This is a genomic window from Arthrobacter sp. V1I7, from assembly GCF_030817015.1.
GTDB lineage: Bacteria > Actinomycetota > Actinomycetes > Actinomycetales > Micrococcaceae > Arthrobacter.
Map to the genome: position 1 here is coordinate 2360813 of NZ_JAUSYS010000001.1, position 19186 is coordinate 2379998.

Consider the following 19186-nt stretch of genomic DNA (forward strand, 5'->3'; position numbering starts at 1 on the left):
GACACTGCCATTCTTGGGGAATCGGGACTACCCGCAGCGAATGAAAGGAAGGCCGATGCCGCTCTATCTTTCGAAGTTCAGCTACACTCCTGAGACCTGGGCCCGGTTGATCAGCAACCCGGAGGACCGCGGGAAGGCAGCCCAGGCATACATCGAATCGGTCGGAGGAAAACTCCATGGCTTCTGGTACGCATTCGGAACCCACGACGGCTACAACCTGTGGGAGGCTCCCAACAACGTGTCCATGGCCGCAGTTGCGCTGGCAATCAGCGGAGGCGGTGCGCTGAGCTCGTTGGAAACGACGGTGCTGTTGACCGTCGATGAAACGCTCGATGCCCTGCGGATGGCCGCGGAGGTCAAGTACCGGGCTCCCGGCACCCATTCGGGTACGCCCGTTTCCTCGGAGCCATAGCTCCCGGAACCTGACGGGGGCATTGCGGATCGGGGATGGAGAGTCCCGCCCGGTCCGGCAACTCAGCGCCGCAGACCCGGTCACCGGGGAACAGCTACCCGAGCAAAACGTCCGCTATCAGATGGTCACTTTCCTGGTCGCCGGACAGGAGGGCAGTCGAGGGCCAGGGGTCAGGATCACGTCCGTCGCAGGACGACGAGGCCGTTGGCGGGCAACCGCACGTCAATGCGCCCGTCCTGACTCGGCAGCATGGCACTGTAGTTGCCCAGATCCGTTCCGCCGTAGAACCTGGAATCGCTATTGAAGATCTCCTGCCACCCTCCCGGCGCCAGCCGGTCCGCCGTCGTTCGTACCGTGTACCCCGCCGCAAACGGATGGTTGTTAAGGGACGCGATGACGAGCTCACGGGTGGTGCCGTCGGAACGGACGAAGGCGATGACCCTGGCGTCGTTCGAGGCGTGGATGATGTCGATGGTGCGCGAACGGAGGGCCCGGCTGCCCCGGCGGAGCCGGATCAGGTCCTGGTAGTAGCGGAACAGGTTGGCCCCGAGGCCGGAACGTTCGCCCAGGATGTCTTCCCGTCCGCCTGGGATGTCGTCGTACTTGCAGGGCTTCCGAGCGCCGATCTCCTCACCCATGAAGAACATCGGTGTCCCGGCCGAGAGAATGCTGATCCCGGCGACGACGCGCGTCCTCGCCTCGGCGGTGTCCCGCGTGGGCCCATACAGGACGGCGTCGTTGACGGCTGCGCGGATGGTGCGCATGGTGCCCTTGGAGTTTCCGGCCTCATCGTGGGACTCGTGATAGACGACGTGCGCCTCTCCGGTCCTGGCGAATGACCCGCAGAACTGGGTCAAGGGCACCGGGTCGTCGGTCCCGAATCCGGCACGGTGAAGTATCTTCGCCTTGTCCTCGTGGTTGGCGGCGTCGCCGATGAGATCGTGGTACAGATCAGACAACCAGGTCGCATTGAAGCCCATCCCGCCGCTATCCGTGGGCTCGGTGATTTTGTCCCACCCCGAGTGATCTTCAGCAATGCGCAGAGCCGAGGGACGGATAAGGTTCAGCGTGCGGCTCCACTCCCGCAACAGTTTGTGCCCGAAAAGCTGCGCAGCGACCACTTCCGATCCATCGATCTCCTGCCAGTGGTCGCGGTGAATGGCCTCAGTGAGATCCACGCGGAAGCCATCGACGTGGAACTCCGCTGCGAACTCGGCCGCGCTGCTGGTGAAGAGCTGGCGTACGTTCTCTTCCCACAGGCGCGGGGTGCGTCCCGATGATCCGTTCTGGAGATACCCGTTGTCCGGATTCCCGTAGTCGGCGGACCGGCCCTCATACCAGTAGTAGATGTTCTGCTCGGGCTGGTCGGAGTCGTATTGCCACTCGGCGCGATCGGCGGTGTTGTCGAAGTGGTTGTACACCACGTCCTGGATGACGGCGATCCCGTTGCGGTGGCACTCCCGCACGAAGTGCTTGAACTTGTCCCGGCCGCCGGCGCTGGACTCTATGACGAAGTGATGGGTGTCCCCGTAGCCCCAGCTGAAGGTCCCACCGGTCTCGGACACCGGCATGAGCTCCACCGCATTGACCCCAAGGGACACTAAATGAGGGATGAAGTCCATGGCATCACTGAGCCTTCCGGCGTCCATCCGACCAAACCCCAGCGATCCGATGTGGAGCTCGTAGATCACCAGTTCCGTCAGCCGGGTCGGCACCGGCGCGGCAGGGGTGAATTCGGTGAGCCAGAACTCCTCGTCGGTGATCAGCTTCGGCGGGTCGGTGGTCGGCTCGAACTCTTCCCGCACCACGTCCTGGTCGATGACGACGCTGCAGCTCACGCCCCCGTCCAGGGTGCCCGGATCCCCGTCCCAGGGCTGGTGGTTCGGGTTCTCCGGATTGATAGCGCCGCGTCCGATCTGCCACCGGGAGTGGATGTCCGTGCGCATCCGGACGATTCCCTGAGCGGTTCGAATGCGATACATGTAGGGCACGCCCACGTAGGACGAGAAGTCCGCCTGAGGAACACTCGCCCAGATGCCACCGCCGACCCCGTGGAGCTGGATCAGCGGCCGGTTCGGGTCGATGCCGCGTCCGTCGTCGTAGATATAGCCGTTGTCCTTCTTTCCGAAGACGACGTCCACAGCCTGGGCGTTCGGTGCCCACGCTGCGAACCGAAGGTGCTCTTTGCCGTACTGGTACAACTTCTGGGCACCGTAAAGCCGACTGACGGTCAGGCAGTACCGTGCCGTGTCGTGCCCTCCAGCCGACGGCAGGACGAAAATGCGCTGCGTCCTGACGGCATGCGGATTCGGGTCCTCGGTGGCGATCGCCCACCGGTTCGCGCCGGAAGGACCGTCGAGGCGGACACCCCAGTGAACCTCCTGCCCCGCCATCCCGTCGTCGAAAACCACGGTCACCTCAAAGGCCGGACAGCCGTCCTCGCCGAGAATCTCCTGCATGGGTATGTCGGACCAGCCGTTCCACGTGCCTGCCAGCCGGGCATTGCGGAAGAGGCTCCCCTTGAGGCCGCTGAGATACTGGAATCGGACCGTAATCATGGGCTCCCCCGATCAATATGCCGAAAGACACCGAGCAAGGACCACCACGCGAGGACCACCTCGTTGTCCAGGCAGGGGCTCACCGCGACCGTTTAACTACCATCGCCGAACCGCCCCCGCGCCTCACGGGCTCGGCCGCGGCGACCATGCGTCCGTCGGATTCGAATTCGATGGCTGTCGCCGCGCCGATCTCCGCCGCGGACGTCGACGGCGCACCCGGCGTCACGAGGGCGTGACCGTACGGTGCCAACTCGCTTCCGTACGCGGCGATGAACTCCGACTCCGCCGTGACCGTGGCGGCGTTCCGCTGTGACGCACGCGGTGCCGCGAGCGCCTCCGCGATGCTCATGCCCAGATCCACCCGGTTCAGGATCATCTGCAGGACGGTGGTGATGATCGTCGATCCACCCGGCGAGCCGAGCGCGAGGAACGGCTTGCCGTCCTTGAGGATGATGGTCGGTGACATCGAGGAGCGCGGACGCTTCCCCGGCTCGATCCGGTTCGGGTCAGTCGGGTCGTACACGGTAGAGAAGTCGGTCAGCTCGTTGTTGAGCAGGAACCCGCGGCCGGGAACCACAATGCCGGACCCGCCCGTCTGCTCGATCGTGAGGGTGTACTCAACCACGTTTCCCCACTTGTCCGCGACCGTCAGGTTGGTCGTGGAAATGTTCTCGGTGTCCCTCTCATCGGCGGGCGCAGCAGCGGTGGCCGGGCACACGCCGTCGTACGAGGCCACATCCCCGGGTGGGACAGTTCTCGCAGCCGCATGCCGCGGGTCGATCTGGCATGAGCGCTCCTTGCCGAAGCGCGGATCGGTGAGTGCGTCGGTGGGGACGTCGACAAAAGCCGGGTCGCCCACGTATTTGCCGCGGTCCGCGAAGGCGAGCGCGCTTGCCTCCAGGTAATGGTGCAGGGCGCCGGCCGGGGCCATCTCGGAAAGGTTGAAGGTGTCCAGGATGTTCAGCGCCTCCCCGACGGTGGTGCCCCCGCTGCTCGACGGCGCCATGCCGTAGATTTCCAGGCCCCGGTAGTCCACGTGCGTGGGCGCCTGATCCAGGACGCGGTAGGCTGCCAGATCCGCCGTCGTGAGGTAGCCGGCGGGGACGGGCAGCGCCGTGCCGGGGGCCTTCGGCGGAACCCGGACTGTGGCTGCGATCTCCGCCGCCAGCGCGCCGCGGTAGAAGCCGCGCGTGCCCTTCTTCGCGAGGAGCCGGTACGTTTCGGCGAGGTCGGGGTTCTGGAAGACACTGCCGACGGCGGGCGCGTCGCCGCCGGGCAGGAACAGGCTGCTCGTCGAGGTGAACGCCGCAAAGCGGAGCTTGTTTTCGAGGGTCTGCAGGCGGAACGTTTCGTCGACCACGAAGCCGTCGGTCGCTACCTTGATGGCAGGCTCCAGGACATCGGCGAGGCTCAAAGTGCCCCAGCGGTCGAGGGCGCGCTCCCAGGTGGCCGGCGTGCCGGGGACGCCGACGGAGACGCCGCTGGTGACGAGCTCCGGCGTGAAGGGGTAGGGCTTGCCGGTCGCCGGGTCGATGAACGCGTTCTGGGGCATCGCGGCCGGAGCAGTTTCGCGGCCGTCGATGGTGCTGACCCTGCGGGTCGTCGCGCTATAGAACACGAAGTAGCCGCCCCCGCCGATCCCGGCGCTGTAGGGTTCGGTCACGCCCAGGGTGGCTGCTGCGGCGACGGCCGCGTCCGCCGCGTTGCCGCCCTTGCGCAGGACTTCAATCGCTGCTGCGGATGCGTCCGGGTCCACAGTGCTCACCGCGCCGCCGTAACCGGCCGCCGTCGCTGTCTTTTCCGTTTCGCGCGGATCGGCGGACGCGGGGCTGGTAACGGCGGCGCCGCTGGTAACGCTCAAGGCCAGAGCCGCCGTGATTGCAGCGAGTCGACGTCTCACAGTTGGCATTGTCGCTCCCGGGTGAGGGTGATGCGAGCAGACGGTGCAATCACGCTACTCCGCCGCGGTGCCACACTCAACAGCTCCCGGGCGATTGGCTCCAGCGGCACTAACCGCCCGCCTTACCCCGGGTTCGGGTAGCCAAGGTGGCGCTTGATATCGTCGAGCTCAGCGCTGAGTACTTCGACCTGCAGGCTGTACCTGGCGAACTCGGCTTTGCGGCGCTGTGCCTCCCGGTAGCTCACAATAAGTGCCAATATTCCCAAAGGCACGGCAACAACCAGGGCCCATCCGGCTGCTGCGAGGAACTCCAAAGCGACCGGAAGCGCTGCCCGAAAGTCGGTAAACTCATTGACGCCGTCCACTACTCCGCGCAGAAGTGTGTCGAGGGAGCCCAGGAACTGTCCAACAACAGGGGTATCCGCCAGCGAAGGAGCGCCGAGCCGGTCCTCTGCGCCGCCGCCCCAGCGGGAATCTCCGAGATGGGACAGAACGTAGATGCCCGCACCGATGTTGGCCACCGCAAAGACGAGGACTGAGCCAAGAGCAGCCACATGAGCTCGGCGAGGTCGCCAGAAACCCAGCAGCAGCCCGCTGGCGATCGCGGCGACCCAGGTCAGGGCTCTCAGCCATTCGCCGCTTACGCCGCTCAGAATGTCCACAACACTGCCCTTCCCTAGCCTCCCTTGGCAGGTTACCCCGCCCTGTCCCTTTCAACCGCACTGTCAGATCCGACACGGTGACTGCATCGTCGGAAAGATTCGTATGGTGACCATCTCCGATTCCCGGCTCCAGCCAGTCACTGTGTCCGTTGCACGCGCAGTCCAACCCGGCCGAACACGTCAGGCCAGCGACCGGGGCGCATGCAGGCCAGGAACTCGCCCGCGAGTGGCCCGGCTATCTCTGCTCCGGCAGGGTCCGCTCAGCCGCGGACTCCAACGGATGGCACATGCTGTGTCGGTTTGCCAACGCCGGCCTGCTTAAGGACTGGGAGCAGTCCGACGAACGGTGCCAATGGATCGACAGGGCGGCTGGATCGACAGGGCGGCAGACCTCGTGGAAGTCACGCGGATCGAGGGCCGCACGGGCATTGAAGACTGGTTCGCGCCGCCCGGCGATGTCCGCCTCACCCTCCCCGAGGGTGGTACCTCCCCGATGGAAACAGATGGTCAGTATCTTTCTGCCCTTTTTTCCCGCTCAGCCTGCTGGCCAATTTCCTGCTGCACCCGCTGACCAAGGAGTGGCCCCTTCCGATCCAGGTGCTCCTGGCCACCATGCGCCGCGCCAGCTTGCCTTCAACGAGCTCGTTCAGCGGCGCCAGGGAATGCCAACCGACGGGGAAGCGATGCGGAACATCTTCGCTGTGATTCACACCGGCAGCCTGCCGGTAGCTTAGATGCCCGCCGAGGAAACCGGCGGCCGCAACTGTCGCAAACCAGATAGCCGAGAACCTTCCCTTGTGCCTGCAGGCCGCGGATCCGTTGCACCAGCGACGCAAGGTAAAGTCCGGTCGCGGTGATGTTCCCCGCGACGTGCACGAGGCCGACGCACTGTTGCTGCTCGTGTAGGTCCGACCAATCGGTGAAGCCTGCTACGGCGGAAGGATCCGCGGTGATTGCCCCGACGCCGATCAGGATGCCGGCGACGCGCTCGCTTCCGGCACAGCATCCAGGACGGCGGCGGATGTCCAGGCCCCCGACGGTATCTGGACTCCAAGGGGATGAACCTGATGCCTTAACGGCACCGTGGAGCACATCGCGGAGCCACGGGAACCGGACAATCGAGTTCACGGTTCCTTTGACACCCGCGACCCACGGATCAAGCCAGAGACTCTCCTCCAGGCGGGAAACGAGATTCAGCGGCGGCACCTCTTTCATGTGCTTCCTCGATCATCGGACCCTTCAGCTGAGCCCAATTTCTCTGCACTCAGCACAGCCCGCGGGGAGGAACTGCGTCACTCGAAGTCAAGGGGACATCAACGGCCGACGCTGAAGTTCACCTCGTGGTCGTATGGAGGAACTTCGACAGCGTAGGGACCACCATTTCCCCCGATGGCCGAACATGCCCGGCCGGGGTCGTCGTTGAGCCCGCAAAGCGCGAGGTAGAACCCGTCTGGAAGCCTGATGGAGTACGACCCGTCAGCGCCGGTAGTGGTCCAGATCTGTTGACACCCGCGACAGCCTGGGACCTTAAATTCGACCCAGGCATTTCCTACCGGGGCGCCGTTGGCCGCCAGCGTTACATAACCATTGACCGACGCAATCGAGGGTGCCGGCGGTGGCGGTGGCGGTGGCGGCGGTGGCGGTGGCGGCGGTTTCGGCTTTGGGGTCAGTTGTGGCTGTCGGGTCGGGATTGTCTGCCCACTGCTGGACCGGGTGGGCAGCGGCGCCGTAGACGTAGGGGCGGCTTCCAAGGTGGTGGTGGGCTGTGTTTGGGTGCTGGGCTGTGTTTGTCCCGAATCTGTTGCGCAGGCAACCATGCCAAGACTCAAGGTCAGTGCCCCGACCAGCGCAAACGCACCTCGCGCCGGGCGCTTCACCGTGGGCCTGCGGGTACCACGGATCTTCCGAAGGCCGAATAAAGGGGCCGCGAGAATAGAGGCCATCCCCGAATCGTAGGCGCACGGAAGGGCTGTGGCGTTCCCGGCGGGTCGACCCAACGGGCTCTGCGGAATGCCCGATCGCGCAATTCACGATATTGCACCCGGGGCGTGCGGCAGACGAAGCATGGCAGGCCGTCCCTGCCCCCAATAGGCACACACCTGTTGATCATTTGCCGGGCATGGTAAAAAAGCAATGGTCACAGGGGCGCCGCCTGGAGCAACTCCCGAGCGGCCTTCAACCGCTATCGGTCCCTTCATGTCGCGGTGGACGAGATGCACGTGGAGGACAGGACCCACGGCGGAAGCAACGGCATACCGGCCACGAGGATGGTCCATGGCGAGGCCAACGGTCGTGCAAAAAGCTGCCGGCCGAGGTGACGAACCACGAAACCAGTCGGGCCTTGATCTGAACGTCTCGATCCGATGGGGCTGGATCTTCCAACGGCGCCAGATCCGCGCCACGGAAGATAAAGAAATCCCAATTGGTCAGCAAGCTGCACGGCGGCCTCAACGTCCGCACTGTAGATGGAGCTCGAGAGCCCGAAGGGCGAATCGTTGGCCAGATCAACGGCAGCTTTGGGTGAGTCCACCCGGTAGACGACGGGCGGCGGGGCCGAAGATCTCTTCCGAGTACGCTCGCATTTCCGGTGCCGCTGATGGTCCAAAGAATTCCAGTCTGCAGAAGCGACCGAAGTCCGCCCAGTCGCCCCGATGCTACTCGCCGGGGACCCGGCTGTCTCTATGTGGCGGGCGCTGCGCAACAACTGCGCGCTTCCCCCGCCTGAGGACGAGGACGACGGCGAGGCCCGCGCCCGCGAGGAGTGCCACGCCCCAAGCGGTGAGGACCGCGTCGGGGCGCACGATCGACTGCCCGGCCAGGGCCTGCACCGTGAGTAGCGTCAGGGCTCCCAGATAGGACGCGACCAGGATCCAAAGCAGGCCCAGGCGCGTCGCAGCCGCCTGCAGCAGCTTGATCCGGCGGGCGCAGAGTTCGAGCAGCAGGGCCGCGAGCGGAATGAGTTGGAGGGCGTGCATACCCACGAAATGGGGTACGCGCAGGTCACCTGCGACGGTGCTCCAGCCCAGTAGCGGAAGGCCGGGGCCGCCGTCGGGAAGGCCAACGGTGTGCGCCCCCGCGATGCCCCGGAAGTTGTTAAGCTGGTCCGCCGTGGGGCTCGTCATGAGGAAGGCCAGGGCCATCCCGATGAGCGCGATGACAAACCCGGCGCGGATCGCGAACGAACGCGCGGGGTCACCGAGCGGAGCCCCGAAGAGGAGCAGCGCCACGAGCAGTGCCGCGAGCCAGACGAGAACGATCGAGGCGCCCATCACGGACCAGAGACCGGCCGCAAGGGGTGTCGAGACGTTGAAGTGGCTCGTAGTTCCCGCCGCCGCTGCTCCCCCGATAATGATCATCTCCGCCGCGAGGAAGACGGCGGCTGCCGTGCCGGCCCACCAGGCCAGCCGCCGCCAGCGCGGCAGCTGGCCCAGCAGCCAGGACAGCGTCAGGGCATAGATCAGAATGGAGACGGAGAATTTGAACGGCTTGGCCCAGAGCGGTGCCCCGTCCAGCAGCCGGGGGTCGAAGATTAGTCCGGCCATAGTCGCGAGGGTCGAGGCGGCCATCGCGAGACTGAGCCAGAGCAGCGGGCGGTGCCAGCGGGTCGGGACGGCACGAAGCGAAGTGGTTGCGGTCGTGGACATTTTCACTCTCTTGTGGGTGAGTGGTGGAGCTCAGGCGGGGCGGGATGGCGCACGACCGAGACATGCTCCTGCGCGGCACGGCGAAGTCCGGAAAACAGGGCGTCGCCCAGGACAGTGCCGATGACGACCGTCTCGGCCATGGCCTCACGGCTGCCGCGGGCCTCCACCTGGTCCAGGTCGGCCTCGGCCACCAGCAGGGCCGCGGCGGCATAGCGGGAGAACCAATTCCGCTCGTCCCGCTGCCCCAGGGCTTGGAAGGTCTCCAGCACGCGGGCAGCGGCGAGCCGGCCCGGGTTGTCCCCGGAGACCCGCCAGCCGTCAACGAGCCGATCAATACCGGCCAGCGCCTGGGAATCGATGTCGCCCGGATCGATCTTGGCGGAAACCGCGCGCTGGGCCACCCCGAAGGAGTGGGCCAGTGGAAGCTCCGAATCGACGGCGTCGATGACGTCACGGGCCGTCGCGATGCTGAGTCCGCCGACCTCCAGAAGGCCACGGATGAGCCGCAGCCGGCGCAGGTGCTCCTCGCCGTAGCGCGCCTGGTTGGGCCCCATCCGTTCACCTGCTTGAAGCAGCCGCTCGCGCAGATAGAACTTGATGGTTGCGACCGGGATGCCGCTGGCCCTGCTCAGTTCAGCCATTCGCATATGGATAGTTTAACTATCGGATAGGCTTACTGTCTATACTCGGAACGAGTCAGTACGGTTTCCAGCGTCAGTTGCTCTGGTGCCGTCCACGGGGCGGCTCGCAGGACCGGCATGTTGCGGCCCAGGTCCAGCACCATGGCAAGCCAGCAGAGCCAGACAGGCCACTTGGAGATCCGATCAGATGACGTCATTGGCATTAGCATCGTGGCCAAATCGAACTCGGAGGAGCCAGCCGATAACCGCGCCACTAAGCCGGTCGATCGACAGTACTGGTGACAACCTCCGGGAAATTGCGGTTAGGCGGTGGGCCAGCCGGTGTAGGCCTCGGCGAGGTAGGCACGGCCGTGCCGGGAGGACACCACCGAGTTGAGCTCGCCGAGCTGGCGGGCGCGGGAGAAGTCATCGGCGTCCACGGGGGTGTGCAGCATGGAGGTCATCCAGTAGGAGAACTGTTGCGCCTTCCAGACGCGGTCCAGGGCGTGGTCGCTGTAGGAATCCAGGAGCGCGGAGGAACCGGTGTTGTAGAAGCTGTCGAGGCCCTCGAAGAGCACCTTGACGTCGTGGATGGCCAGGTTCAGGCCCTTGGCGCCGGTGGGCGGGACGGTGTGTGCGGCGTCCCCGGCCAGGAAGAGCTTGCCGTGCCGCATGGGCGTGTGCACGAAGCTGCGGAACTTCAGGACCATCTTGTCGATGACCGGACCCTCCTTGAGTTCGAAGCCGTTGCCGTTGACCCGGCTCCGGAAGGCGTCCCAGATCCGGTCTTCGCTCCAGTTGTTCACGTCCTCGTTGAGATCGCACTGGAAGTACATCCGTTGCACCGTTTCGGTGCGCTGGCTGATCAGTGCGAAGCCGTTCTCCGAGTTGGCGTAGATGAGCTCGTTGGAGCTGCGGGGAGCCTCGGCGAGGATGCCGAACCAGGCGAAGGGGTATTCGTGGAAGTACCACTTGCGGTGCGCATCGGGGATCTGGAAGCGGCAGTGGCTGCGGGAACCATCGGCGCCGGCGATGAAGTCAGCCTGCAGTTCGTACTCTGTGCCGTCCGCGTCCGTGAATGAGACCTTGGGCGTGCCCTCGATGTCGTGGACGGTGGTGCCTGTGACGCTGTAGCGGACGTCACCGCCGTCGGCCTCCCGGCGTACTGCGAGATCCATGAAGACATCGGTTTGAGGATAGAGCCAGACCGACTCCCCCACGAGGTCCTTGAAGTCGATCCGGTGGCTTTCGCCGTTGAACCGCAGTTCGATGCCGTCGTGCCGGTCCCCCTCGCGCAGCACGCGGTCCGAGACGCCGCTGTCCACCAGCATGTTGACCGTTCCGTGTTCCAGGATGCCTGCACGGACGGTTTCGGAGATCTCTTTGCGGCTGCGGATTTCGAGGACGGTGGATTCGATGCCCGCCTTCGCCAGCAGGTGCGAGAGCATGAGCCCTGCGGGCCCAGCGCCCAGGATGGCGACCTGGGTGGTGATGATTTTGCGTGGTGCCATGACGTTCCTCGCTTCGTCGCGGGGCCCCTGTGTGAAACCCAGGGGCCGGAAGTTTCTCTGGCTAACAGTGTGCGCCGGATACTATGTCCGGCGTTACAGCCATTCCGTTGAATGGTATGACGTTGTTGTATTGGCGTCGTTGAGCCGGCGCCCGATTCCCCGGGCGGCGGTCTGCAGTGCCGGCACCAAGGCCTGGAGGCGCACCTCCTGCAGGGGAACGACGACGCCGAGGGCCGCTACCGCGCGCTTCCTGCCGTCCAGCACGGGAACCGCGATTCCCCACGTGTCGGAGTCGATCACGCCCGCGAGCTGGGCGTATCCCAGATGGGCAGCCTCGCTGAGCAGAGAGCGGAGTTCGTCCGCGGTCACCTTTCCTGCCGGATCCGTGAACTGTTCGAGGTACTCAGTCTGGAAGGAGCGCGGCTGGTGGGACATCAGCGCCAGTCCGGCTGAGGACACGTGGACGGCGAGGCGCCCGGCGATCTGGGCACGGTTCGCCACCGACCCGCGGCGGGAGAGCCGCTCCACGAAGAGCGCCTCCCCGCTGTCCAGCACCGCGAGGTTCACGTTCTGGTTGAGCACGTGCTGGATGTCCTCCATGAACGGCAGGGCAGCCTGCCGCAGAGCCAGCGTGGCTGACTTGCGGTTGACCAGCTCCCACAGCCGCAGCCCCAGCCGCACCGAGCCTCCCGCGCCTGCTTCCAGAAGCCCGTGCTGCGCGAGTTGCCGGACCAGCCGATGTGCCGTGGTGAGCGGCAGCTCCGCACGCTCGGCGAGTTCCGTCAGCTGCAGGACGCTCGCCCCTTCGGGAAATGCGGCGATGATGCGCACCACCCGGTCCACCACCGAATCGCCGGAGACTGAGTTAGCCAAGGTGTTCCGCTTCCGTTCGCCAAAATGCTCTGCTTCCGTTCAATAGAACGGGCGTCCCAGATTACACCCCGTTCTCGGCCAACCCGCGTCAAGCTGCCTCGCCCTCCCTTCTGCGTCGCTCAAACGTCGAGGATGCGCAGTGCATCCAGTTCGGGGCCGAACGGCACAGCGTCCGCATGGCGGCACGGCTTGATGGCGAGGTCACGATCGCGTCCCACTCCCGGACACGACGGCGTCGCTTGAGCAGTGGAGCAAAACCACGCCGTTGCCGAACGTCCGCGTCCCCTCGAGCCTGAGGTCCACCCGAACACCAGGGGCCTCGAACAGCGGCCGGCCCTGCCCCAGGACCACGGGACGGACGAGAATTCGAAATTCGTCGATCAGGCCGTGCCGCATGAAGGTGGAGGCCACGTTGGCGCCGCTAAGGGCGATGTCACCCCCGGGCCGCGCCTTCAGTTCCGTGATTTGTTCAGGCACGACGTCGTGAATCACCTGGGTATTCCGGCCTGCCTGCATGACGGTCCGTGAAACGACGAATTTCAAGGAGACCGACATCATGAGCGTGATCGTGGCCGTCGTCGTACCTTTCAGTGAAGCACTCCCGGGGTCCGTCGGAACACGACGTTATCCGGCTGGCAGCCTGAGCAAGGTCCGGTTACGTCCCACTGGGTGGAGTTTCCCTCGACACCGTGCGGGTCAGTGCTTTGATTATGCTGCAGTGAGTTCGCGTCCTAATATCAGGCCGCAGACCCGTGTCCTGCCCGGTCTGGGCTTGACGATCTTCAGGGCCAGGGCCTCCCGCAGGGCCGTCCGGGCGTAGTCGCGGTGCCAACCGATCAGTTCGACCAGCTCGTCCAGGATCCCGGACTTCCCTGCACGATCGGCGCGCTCTTGTAGGCGAGGGCTTTCATCTTTGTCACAGCTTGCCGCTAATCCATCGTTAGCTCCATGAAAACGGGCATAGCCGCCATTCACTGCAACGGCCGGAAACCACGCCACTATGCAGAGGTTTCAACTGAGACAACGTATCCGGTTACGCGGAGGTTTCCTATGAGTCAACGCGTCTTATTGACAGCGACGATTGCGGCAAGTAAACCTGACGCATCACAAAAGCATCTTCGTTTTCTGGTCAGAGCGCTAGACATGGCGCCCTGAAGCTCAAGCACAACGGATCAGTCGATTTTCGAAGTCTTGCCTGTCCAAGCTGGAGCAGTGAACTTGCTTGGGGCCGTTCGGAGTTCGAAACGTGCGGAAGAGTCGTGATGAAGCGTGTTGCCTGCCGACATAGTTGAGATCAGAGTTCATGGGATCGGCAACAAGGAATTGCTGGATGCTCTGGGCCGGCCCCGGTTCGAACGGTTAAATCCGGCGTGCGAAGTGACGACAGCTCCCCCACTGCCGCCGCATGAGATCCGCATTATCAATTGGGCACGTTCCAATAAGGAGTTCACCAAGGGATTCTTCTGGTACGTCGCGCTTCCGTTCACCTTTGCCAACGTCATCGGCTACATGAGACCGGCCAAAGGTAGCGCGGCGTTTTTTGCCACGATCTCGTTCATTTATGGGTTGTTGTTGACGGCAACACAAGTCGCTTGGGCTGCCCTCATAGTGGAAACAGCCCTTTCCTTCGTTCCCATCGATGTCGCAGACAAAGCCGGCGGTGGAGCTGTTCCGCTGTTGGTTGCTTCCGCACTTGCCTTGGTGATGCTGTACCGGGCGTCAGAAATACAGCACGCGAACGATATTCGAGATCCGGGGCCCAAAGCCTCAGTCTTGGCAGCCAACATTCTTGCTGCTTTGGCGGCAGGTGGTTACCTGAGCAGCGGAGCCCTGCCTCTCTGGCTCGCAACATTGGGCCTTGATCCCGCATTCCTCAACCCGATGCTGGTCGTGATCATAGTTTCGACCGCGGTGGCGTACTTCCTTGCAGCCATCGTCCTCCTCCTCTACATGGGAATCGGGCGAAGGGAAAATGAAAACAGGGCGGGAGCAGCAGAAGCGCGAACTCGTGCCAGAATCCGGTTCAGCAGCAGGCGAAGGCAGTACGCTGCAGCGGCCCTCGTGATGATTGTGGCAATACTGATCATGCACGCCCTCGGAGCATTGCTAAGAATAGCCGTCTCCGACCTGATGTGGCTGTTACGTGCCCTCGCGTTTCCGAACCAGCCCGTGGAGCTCCACCCAGATGCGGTGACTCTCCTCGTTTCAGCTGACGACACCCGCACGTTCAAAGACAACCTGCTGGACATGGTGCCGGCATATGCGCTGGGGGTACTCGCATTCCTGGGAATCTGCTGGAGAACTGCGGCGAGAGTGAAGTTCCGCACTGAAGACCGCTGGCCCAGGCCGCGGAAGATTCGAGCGGAACTTCGCCGCGAAGCAGTCCAGCACCTGGGTCGGCTGTTGCCCAAAGTGGCAGCATGGTTCCTCGCTCTTTCGCTGGTGTTGCTGGTAGTCGCTGCTGCATTGACGACGGCAGCTAAGGAAGAGTCGAAAATTCTCGAGACTCTCATCGGGGCCTCCCATGCCCTTTCCTATGTGGTGATACTGGCGACCGTCGCCGGGCAATTCCCTGAAATAACCTCCAAGACCCGCCTTGTTGCCGACATCGTAGGCTTCTGGCCCATACGCAACCACCCCTTGGCCGGCGTCTCATATCGCAGGCGCGTCGTCGCCGGTATCCGCATTGAGATGAGCCGACATCCACACCGCACCGTGCTCCTAGTCGGTCACAGCCAAGGATCCGTGATCTGCGCCTGGCTGATCCGTGCGGGACTTCTGCCCATCAACGAACGGCAGGTACACCTGATAACGTGTGGATGCCCCCTCTTAACCCTCTACTCATCCATGTTCCCGGCCTTCTACACAGCAGAGGACTTTAGGGCAACGCGACAGAACGTCGCGTCATGGACCAACTTTTGGAGAACCACGGACGCCATCTCGTCCAAAGTCCCGTGTGCAGTTAACCGCATGGTTCCCGAGCCGGGCCCTGATGGCTTGATCGAACAACATGGGAACTACTGGACGTCCCCGCTCCTCCTTGAAGAGCTAGCACAGCTAGCACGCGTCGACGCCGCAGAGCGCAGTTTCAAGCCAGAGCCGGTACCTGAGCCGACCCCGAAGCAAACCTCCGACGTCACCATCTTGCGAAAGCTGTAGCAAAAAAGCCACGGCCAGCGGCCAGCCTGAACTTCTCCACTTTTTTCGTCGTCGTGATGATGACCTGTGACGCGCGGTACCGGGCGCATCGCCGATCAAGGCCTGGCCAAGAAGAGCCCCCTGACGGCCACTACACCACTTACTTCGCTGGGACCACTGTCGACAGGATGCCGGGGATTCCCTTGTCCATCCCTCGTGTCGTTACGCGGAGAGCCCCTTCCTTCCGGGGGTGAAATGGCGATACCAATGGTCTGTATTTCACCCGTCATGGGAAGGAAGGGGCTTGTTGTGACGTCTCCAGGAGAGTTCATGGGAATTTTAGCTGCTTACGATTCAACCCAGTCGTACCGGAACGCCGCGAAGGTCTGCGGCGGTTCACACAACAACATGCGCTCTGATGTGAAGGCCCGCCAGTAAGGGGCACAGGCGCCGGTTGCCCGCCAGCGCGGCCGGATGACCGAACCGTTCCTGCCGCAGATGATCTCCTGGGTCGAGCAATCCCAGGGGAAGATCCGCTGCGACATCGTGCATGAGAAACTCCTGGCGTTGGGTTTGTCAAGCCCCAGGTTTTGTGGAGACGTTTTAGCTGGAATTGAGAGCAGTTCCGGGGCCGGGTGGCCTGCCTCGGAGCTGCTCATATTCGACTGGCGGGACAACAGGTACTACTAGATTGCCAGTCTGTCTAGTCGGTGTTAGCTTCTAGTCATGAACGATTATCCGAAGTGGCCCAGCGACTGGACCCGGGCCGTCCTGGCTCCGTGCATCCTGCAGCTGGTCCAGGCCCGGAACGAGACCTACGGCTACCAGCTTGTTCAGGATCTGGGCGCGCGGGGCCTGCCAGGCATCGCCGGCGGCACCGTCTACCCGGCGCTCAACCGGCTCGAGACCGAGGGGCGTCTGCGCTCACAATGGCGTGAAGGCAACGGCGGCCCCGGCCGCAAGTTCTACACCATCACCCCCGAAGGGGAAACCTGGCTGCGCGAGACCGCCGGCGCGTGGCAGGACTTCACGGCGAGGGTAGCGGCAGTACTGACGTTAGAAGGAAACCCCGCATGACCACCTCGGAGTACTTCAAAACCCTGGCGCTGGTCCTCCGCCAGCGCAAGCTCAGCGAGGACCAAGTCGCCGATGTGCTCCGGGAACTCCAGAGCCACCTGCAGGAGACGGGCCAGCGTCCTGAAGGGGCCTTCGGCAGCCCCAAAGAGTACGCGGCCCGGTTCCCGAAGGGGAACATCGTCTCCCCCGGGACCAAGGTCGCCTACCTTGCTGCCTTCGCGCTGATGGCTATTATCACCGTGAAGGTCTTCACCAGCCAGGTCCTCGGAATATCCCTCGGCTTCCCAGGGACATTCATCTATCTTGGGGCGAGCGCCCTCGTGACATTCGCCCTGATCGCATGGAGCAACGTACTGCAGCGGAAGCTTCCCGAACACATAGCCGAGGAGCTCAGCCGGCAGAAGTAAGACCTCCAGGGTCCGGGCTTACGCATGATCCTTGGTATGACGAACAGCCCCCGGGTGCGGCAGCTTCCAAAAAATCCAGATGCGCTTTAGGAAAGAGTTGGCGTCGGAGTTGTATTCCCTGCCTTCGGCAGCCGCGCAATTCGCTCCGGGAGTCCTCCCTCCGGGGCGTCACAGGTCCGCAGGCATGCCGCTAGGCCATGATCGACCGCATCGTCCACTCAGATTGGGTTCGGCCAGGGCACCGGCAGCCGCGTCCACAACACACCGTCACTCTCGCTCTGGTCAGTGACATAGACCCAGCCGGCGTTACGGGACCTGGCCAGAGAGACCACGTGCGCCATGCTCGCGGCATCAGTGCGGTAGACCAAGTGCCCGAACCGACGTGCGGGGTGCTTGGCGACCCAGGGCGGCTGCCTCCATGTTTCGTAGGTGGCGGCAGAGCCTTCGAAGATGACCAGCACATCGGCTACCGGAGTGTCGACCTGCCAGGCAGTGTTGGCGGCGTTTCCGGGATTGCCCGCCACAATTCCGTCCTTTTCATTGTCAGTGTTTCTTGCATCAGCGTAGAGCTGCTTGAAGTAGGCCAGCGCTGTCAAGCCCCCGGCGGCGGGCGCAGCCGGGTCATTCGGCATTTCGTCGAAGAAGATTCCATCCAAGGCGGGATACCAGCCGCGATAGGAGGCAACGTCCGCCTTGACGGCGGCCAAGGGGCGGTCACCGTAACGGGTCGAGACGTAGCCGATAACCTTGTGATGCCCGGCATGGCATTCAGAGATGGCCCTGGCGTAGTCAGGATTTGCTGACGTTCCGGGTCCGCTGTCCGGGTTCATGATAGCTATGGACCCTTTTTTCATGGTGTTCACTTGGGCCCAGTAGTTCGGGGAACTGCTCCACGCGGGATAAAAGTAGCCGGGAACCAACTGCCGCTGGTTGACCGCGGCGGATTCCTCGGCTGAGGGGATGTTGCTGTTCTCGGCCAACGTGTCTGAGGGATGTTCCACAATCGGCTCCCGATTCCCTTTAGCGCCCTTGACCATCATCCCTCAACGGATCGAGCGTGTCACCGCAGCCCTGCTGCGCCGAAAGCCAGCCGGTAGAACTTCCCGCTTGAGAACAACCGTCTTAACGTTCAATTCACGGGCGGCCGTAAGGCCAATTATCGGCGGGTTCGTGCAATTGCCCCAGCATCGCGATCAAGGAAGAAATCAGGGGGCTCCGCCGTCCGCGCCAGCAATTTCGTCCAGCAAGGATCGGCCCGGCCAGGTGATTGCGCCAGCAGCGTCCCAACGGCGACAGCCCGGCCCCGACTTCGAGAAGCGGTGCCGGCGCGATGCTGTATGGAATGCTTAGGCCTGCCCCGGCTCCGTCACCAACTCGCACGCAACCAGAGCCCTTACGCCGGTGCAGGCGGCGGGCGGTGGACTCCATGGGTTTCTCCTATGGTCGCCACTGACGGGGTAGTGGTCAGAGGTCTGCATAGTTGATCCACCTGATGCCATGCGCAAGCTAGTACCTGACCCTTTGAATCAGTTCAGGCGCATCGGGTGCCAACGAACGCCCCGCTTCGCGGCATGGCAGCGTTGACTGCCACGCTCTAGAGGGACCCTCGGGCTGACTGTGCAGCAGGCCCCGACGACTTTCCAGCCGAGCACTGGATGCACCTGCGCACCACCAAACCGATCTCGAATCCACTTCGCTTTCGTCCGGCTCCGCACCCGAGACACCAAGGGCGGGTGCATGGACGGATTCAGACATGCAGGGTGGGCCGGTAGATGAGCTCTTGGGTGTTGCCGTCGAGCGTCCGGCTCTCGATCAGCTCGAGGTCGAAGTCGGGCGCACCCTGGAAGATCCGGTGCTCCCCGGTCTGACCGGTGATCACAGGGAAGAGCGTCACCTGGACGCGGTCGACCAGACCGGCGGCCATCAGCGCCCGGTTCAACGACAGGCTGCCGTGCGAGCGCAACGGCACCTTGGACTCCTCCTTGAGCCGGGCGACGACGTCGACGGCGTCGCCGCTCACGACGGTCGCCTCCGGCCAGTCGAGCGGTCCTTGCAGTGTGGTCGACAGCACGGTTGCCGGCAGGTTCCTCATCCGGGTGACCCATGGGTCACGGACCTCGGACTCCTCGGTGCTCGAGGCCAGCATCTGCGCGTGCGCGCGATATGTGTTGGCCCCGAAGACCATCCGCTGCTCCTGGTCGTACAAAGCGAGGCGGTGGTCGAGCAGCTCGGGGCCTTGCTTGCCCCAGTAGCCGCCCCAGCTGCCGCTGTGGGCACCGTAGCCGTCGAGGCTTGAAAAGACGTCGAAGGTGTAGATAACGGCCATTGATGCTCTCCTCGAATGCGGTTGGTCGGGTCCCAGTCGTGTGTGCCCAGATCATAGA

At 63.8% G+C, this 19186-nt stretch carries 15 protein-coding genes; 4 read left to right on the plus strand and 11 right to left on the minus strand.

Annotation, left to right across the window (positions count from 1 at the left end; genetic code table 11):
* The first annotated feature begins 55 nt into the window (after positions 1 to 55).
* Positions 56 to 412 carry a GYD domain-containing protein gene (locus QFZ69_RS10970; protein ID WP_306918102.1) on the plus strand — a complete coding sequence of 119 codons (357 nt, stop codon included), beginning with the start codon at positions 56 to 58 and terminating at the stop codon, positions 410 to 412.
* 176 nt (positions 413 to 588) lie between these two features.
* On the opposite strand, the gene QFZ69_RS10975 is transcribed toward QFZ69_RS10970, so the two are convergent.
* The 9 genes from QFZ69_RS10975 to QFZ69_RS11010 all read right to left on the minus strand — a co-directional run bounded on the left by QFZ69_RS10975 (position 589) and on the right by QFZ69_RS11010 (position 12738).
* Positions 589 to 2970 carry an alpha-amylase family glycosyl hydrolase gene (locus QFZ69_RS10975; protein WP_306918103.1) on the minus strand — a complete coding sequence of 794 codons (2382 nt, stop codon included), beginning with the start codon at positions 2968 to 2970 and terminating at the stop codon, positions 589 to 591.
* A gap of 79 nt (positions 2971 to 3049) precedes the next feature.
* Positions 3050 to 4879, minus strand: a complete 1830-nt coding sequence (gene ggt / locus QFZ69_RS10980) for a gamma-glutamyltransferase (RefSeq protein WP_306918104.1) — start codon at positions 4877 to 4879, stop codon at positions 3050 to 3052.
* A 113-nt stretch (positions 4880 to 4992) separates the two neighbouring features.
* Positions 4993 to 5532, minus strand: coding sequence for a hypothetical protein (locus tag QFZ69_RS10985; RefSeq protein WP_306918106.1), 540 nt, complete (start codon positions 5530 to 5532; stop codon positions 4993 to 4995).
* Positions 5533 to 7726: 2194 nt separating this feature from the next.
* Positions 7727 to 8062 carry a hypothetical protein gene (locus QFZ69_RS23335; protein ID WP_373461885.1) on the minus strand — a complete coding sequence of 112 codons (336 nt, stop codon included), beginning with the start codon at positions 8060 to 8062 and terminating at the stop codon, positions 7727 to 7729.
* 124 nt (positions 8063 to 8186) lie between these two features.
* A complete protein-coding gene (locus QFZ69_RS10990) occupies positions 8187 to 9176 on the minus strand; it encodes a hypothetical protein (RefSeq protein WP_306918107.1) in 990 nt (329 codons plus the stop codon).
* Between the two features lie 2 nt (positions 9177 to 9178).
* Positions 9179 to 9817 carry a MerR family transcriptional regulator gene (locus QFZ69_RS10995; RefSeq protein WP_306918108.1) on the minus strand — a complete coding sequence of 213 codons (639 nt, stop codon included), beginning with the start codon at positions 9815 to 9817 and terminating at the stop codon, positions 9179 to 9181.
* A 302-nt stretch (positions 9818 to 10119) separates the two neighbouring features.
* Positions 10120 to 11307 carry a 4-hydroxybenzoate 3-monooxygenase gene (locus QFZ69_RS11000; RefSeq protein WP_306918109.1) on the minus strand — a complete coding sequence of 396 codons (1188 nt, stop codon included), beginning with the start codon at positions 11305 to 11307 and terminating at the stop codon, positions 10120 to 10122.
* Positions 11308 to 11400: 93 nt separating this feature from the next.
* The gene (locus QFZ69_RS11005) at positions 11401 to 12180 is read right to left on the minus strand and encodes an IclR family transcriptional regulator (protein ID WP_306918111.1); all 780 of its coding nucleotides are present in this window, start codon (positions 12178 to 12180) and stop codon (positions 11401 to 11403) included.
* Between the two features lie 201 nt (positions 12181 to 12381).
* Complete coding sequence (locus QFZ69_RS11010; RefSeq protein ID WP_306918112.1) at positions 12382 to 12738, minus strand: dihydrofolate reductase family protein; 357 nt, start codon at positions 12736 to 12738, stop codon at positions 12382 to 12384.
* Positions 12739 to 13452: 714 nt separating this feature from the next.
* Between QFZ69_RS11010 and QFZ69_RS11015 the strand changes: the two genes are divergently transcribed.
* The 3 genes from QFZ69_RS11015 (at position 13453) to QFZ69_RS11025 (ending at position 16802) form a co-directional block, all read left to right on the plus strand.
* Positions 13453 to 15339, plus strand: coding sequence for a hypothetical protein (locus QFZ69_RS11015; protein WP_306918114.1), 1887 nt, complete (start codon positions 13453 to 13455; stop codon positions 15337 to 15339).
* A 705-nt stretch (positions 15340 to 16044) separates the two neighbouring features.
* Positions 16045 to 16395: a PadR family transcriptional regulator gene (locus tag QFZ69_RS11020; RefSeq protein ID WP_306918116.1), complete on the plus strand. Its 351-nt coding sequence runs from the start codon at positions 16045 to 16047 to the stop codon at positions 16393 to 16395.
* Positions 16392 to 16802: a hypothetical protein gene (locus QFZ69_RS11025; RefSeq protein ID WP_306918118.1), complete on the plus strand. Its 411-nt coding sequence runs from the start codon at positions 16392 to 16394 to the stop codon at positions 16800 to 16802. The genes QFZ69_RS11020 and QFZ69_RS11025 overlap by 4 nt, the downstream gene beginning before the upstream one ends.
* 218 nt (positions 16803 to 17020) lie before the next feature.
* Here QFZ69_RS11025 and QFZ69_RS11030 read toward each other — a convergent pair whose 3' ends face one another.
* Both QFZ69_RS11030 and QFZ69_RS11035 read right to left on the minus strand, forming a co-directional pair.
* The gene (locus tag QFZ69_RS11030) at positions 17021 to 17803 is read right to left on the minus strand and encodes a spherulation-specific family 4 protein (protein ID WP_306918120.1); all 783 of its coding nucleotides are present in this window, start codon (positions 17801 to 17803) and stop codon (positions 17021 to 17023) included.
* Positions 17804 to 18549: 746 nt separating this feature from the next.
* Entirely contained in the window at positions 18550 to 19128 is a 579-nt protein-coding gene (locus QFZ69_RS11035; RefSeq protein WP_306918122.1) for a dihydrofolate reductase family protein, read from the minus strand.
* Between the last annotated feature and the right edge of the window lie 58 nt (positions 19129 to 19186).